Below are 1,024 nucleotides of genomic sequence, written 5' to 3'. Positions count from 1 at the left end.
TGCGGGATGGCGGAGGCGGCCGCGATCGACAACACGAACAGCACCACCGGCACCAGCACATCCAGCGCACCGACCGGGGCGCCCACTTTCCGCCGCCAACCGTTGATCACTGCCATGCCACCACCGTAGGGCCGATATCCGAGTGCCGCTGGCCTGCCATCGCCGGCCACCGCGGACCGTTATCACCGGGTCTGTGTAGCGAACGGTGGAACTCGGTCGGATTTCTTCAGCGGCGGCTGGCGGTGAGCCGACCGTCGAAGGTGATGTCGAAAGCTTGGAGTGCGGCCTTCCAGCGCATGGTCCAGCGCTTGCGTCCGGTGCCGGTCGGGTCCAGGCTCATCACGGCCAGGTAGACACACTTGAGGGCGGCCTGGTCGGTGGGGAAGTGCCCCCGGGCCCTCACCGCCTTGCGGATCCGCGCGTTGATCGACTCGATTGCGTTGGTCGTGCACACGATCTTGCGGATCTCCACGTCGAAGCGGAGGAAGGGCACGAACTCGGCCCACGCGCTCTCCCACAGCCGCACGATCGCCGGATACTTCTTGCCCCAGACCTCGGAGAACTCCACGAACCGCTCCAGCGCCGCCTCCTCGGTCGGCGCCGTGTAGACGGGCCGCAGCGCCTTGGCGACCTTCTCCTAGTCCTGCCGGGCCGCGTAACGGAAGCTGTTCCGCAGCAGGTGAACGACGCAGGTCTGCACGATCGTCGCAGGCCAGACGGTGTTCACCGCGTCCGGCAGCCCGGACAGGCCGTCACAGACGAGCATCAGCACGTCCGCGACGCCGCGGTTCTTGATCTCGGTGAGAACCTGCAGCCAGTGCTTGGCGCCCTCACCGCCGTCGCCGACCCACAGGCCCAGGATGTCGCGGTGGCCCTCGGCGGTGACCGCGACCGCCATGTACACCGGCCGGTTGGCGACCTGCCCGTCCCTGACCTTGGTTCTGGCGACGATCTTGGTTGCGCCGTGAGGCGCTGTCGGTTCGAGTGGAGGTGGAAGACCTGCACCAACGCCCTGTCGCAGCAG

At 67.6% G+C, this 1,024-nt stretch carries 1 pseudogene; it reads right to left on the bottom strand.

Features of this window, described 5'->3' with window-relative positions:
* Positions 1-226: 226 nt before the first annotated feature.
* Positions 227-937: pseudogene (locus JL475_RS39120) on the bottom strand (IS256 family transposase); the annotation flags it as partial.
* Positions 938-1,024: the final 87 nt, after the last annotated feature.

The sequence above is a fragment of the Streptomyces sp. M2CJ-2 genome (assembly GCF_016757295.1).
Lineage (GTDB): Bacteria > Actinomycetota > Actinomycetes > Streptomycetales > Streptomycetaceae > Streptomyces.
This window is presented reverse-complemented; position numbering and strand designations above follow the sequence as displayed.